Source organism: Campylobacter concisus (assembly GCF_002914195.1).
In the GTDB taxonomy this organism is placed as follows: Bacteria; Campylobacterota; Campylobacteria; order Campylobacterales; family Campylobacteraceae; genus Campylobacter_A; species Campylobacter_A concisus_M.
Genome location: NZ_PPAU01000126.1, coordinates 1 through 2178 on the forward strand (window position 1 = coordinate 1; position 2178 = coordinate 2178).

Consider the following 2178-nt stretch of genomic DNA (forward strand, 5'->3'; position numbering starts at 1 on the left):
GCGAGATGATATCGTGAGCGTGATTTTTTTCATTTTTTAGCCAAGAACAGCCAGCGCATGAGTTAAATGAAAAATTAAATAATTTTAATGTCGGAAGCACCATACTTCACAATAAAGAGAATAGATTTGGTTTTTATAACTACCTGCAAGAAAAAATCAAACCACAAGATGATCAGTTTATGTCAAATCCAGTTAGAGTTGTAACAATAGAGAAGATAAGATATATAAATCAATGTGAAACTCCTATTGTTAATAGCGGTAAAACTGATACTCTTAACTATAAAGTAGAAGAAATAAAACCAGCAGTAGCACCAAGGCCAAAAGCTAAACATCCAGCCAGGGTTGCCCCAGCTAGTGCTAGAGTGGCACAAATGCCAAAAGCAGTTGCTCAAAAACCAAAACCTACCCAAGAGGAACTTGATAGAAGATGCCTTGGTAGTGTTGTCAAGACAATCAAGCAAAAAGCGTTATTTAATTTAGAAACATTGCAGTTTAAACATAAAAATAAAATTTATGGTGTTGGAGATACCTTTGTTCATGGTGGATGTCAGTTTAAAATCAAAGAGGTGTGGAGAGAGGATCTTAACTTCTTTATTAAATTTGCAGATGTCAGCAACGAGGCTTTAAATGCTAAAATAGCATTTCCACAAGGTGGCAATTTTTTAACACAAGACAAATTGTTCTTTGACCCAGCAAAGGCGGAAGAGGGTAAGACCATTATAAAAGCTACTCCTAAAGCCTCTAATGACAATGGTCAAGAAACTACACCTATTAAAGTAGTTGTAGAGCAAAGTCAGCCATCAGCTCCAACCGAGCAGTCTAGTCAAACCCAAGCGCAATCTGCTTCTAACTCTCATACTAATAGCGCAAAATGTGATTTTAGACCATTATCTGGTATTAGAACGCAGCTCATCAAAAAAGCTGATGGATCATATAAGACAGAACCAATATATAATTTTTATAAAGGCAAAGTATTGCCAGTTGATTACTACGAGCAAAATGGATACATAGTAGTTTTTAATCCACAATCACAAGCAATGATCATTGAAAAAGAGAATTTTGCGAGAAGTTGTAAGCTATGAAGACACTTTATATACTAATTAGCGAGTCACTTATCGGCACACACAGTAACCACAACCTTAAAGAGTGCGTGCAAAGCTTTTGTATTAATATCCCAATAAATGTAAAGCAAAGCAGTGATCAAAAAGATAGCTATATAAACAACACTTCACTTAAAGACAATGATGTTTTTATCGATGTGATGAATTGCTATAAAGAGAATAACTCTAATGGAGTTAAAGTCTATTTCATAATTGGCTTTGATGCAGACATCCAAGGTGAGTATATGGCGAACGTCTTTAAAGACGAGCTTTTAGAAGCTGGCATCGATGAAAAAATGATTTTTAGAATGCCATTTGCTGATGGTGGATATGTGGCCTTACAAGACTTTAAATCAGTCCAAGCATACATTGACTACAAAGGCTTGGAAGCTGATTTTTTAAATTTTGTTAAAAGATACAATACAAAAAACGAGGCAAATTTGCCGCTTATGAATTTTAGAAAAATTTTGGCAATAAAAGAGCTTTCACAAAACGCAGATAAAGACTTTAGCGTTGAGAACAACGACGGCAATAGCACATTTACATTTATAGTAAATACGCTGAGCAAGAATGCTACAAGCTCAAAAAAAATAGAAAAAACAAATAATGTGATTGAGGCAATATGATTAACAATTACTACTTTAGAGATATATACTCAAATACCATAGCGTATATTCCGCTTTGGAAGACCAATAATGCTATAAACATGACCTTAATGCACGAAGACAATATATGGACTTTAGAAACAAAAAACAGCAATATAGTTCTTAATAAGCTAGAAAAACTAAGGGGCATACATAAATTTTTATTTTTTGCGGGAGATGTTTTTGCCCTAATCGCTTTAACGCTATTTTTCTCATGGGGTATGTTTTTTGGAGCAGGGATACTATCTCAGTTTGTGCTTTTTATGTCTGTAACTGCAATACTATATATTGCGACCTATAAGCTAGGTTTGAACAAGGGCTTGTTTTTTATTGGGATGTTTTTAAATTTACTGGTAACTGTATTTTTAGTTTTTAAAACCTATGGCAATGATGGTGGTTTTACTACATTCGCTTTCTACTGCGCTCTATGGGTG

General features: G+C 34.4%; 3 protein-coding genes. All 3 read left to right on the forward strand.

The genetic code is table 11. The features are described from left to right. Positions 1-179: 179 nt before the first annotated feature. Positions 180-1082 carry a hypothetical protein gene (locus CYP28_RS08985; protein ID WP_103593914.1) on the forward strand — a complete coding sequence of 301 codons (903 nt, stop codon included), beginning with the start codon at positions 180-182 and terminating at the stop codon, positions 1080-1082. Beyond that, on the forward strand, positions 1079-1726 hold the full coding sequence (locus CYP28_RS08990) for a hypothetical protein (RefSeq protein WP_103593915.1): 648 nt from the start codon (positions 1079-1081) through the stop codon (positions 1724-1726). Before CYP28_RS08985 ends, CYP28_RS08990 begins: the two co-directional genes overlap by 4 nt. A gap of 89 nt (positions 1727-1815) precedes the next feature. Continuing rightward, the coding region (locus tag CYP28_RS08995) for a hypothetical protein (RefSeq protein ID WP_141090926.1) at positions 1816-2178 on the forward strand (363 nt) is incomplete at its 3' end.

Coding starts and splice junctions, on each gene's coding strand:
- CYP28_RS08990 (WP_103593915.1), top strand. CDS start 1,079: ATGAAGACACTTTATATACTAATTAGCGAGTCACTTATCGGCACACAC.
- CYP28_RS08985 (WP_103593914.1), top strand. CDS start 180: ATGTCAAATCCAGTTAGAGTTGTAACAATAGAGAAGATAAGATATATA.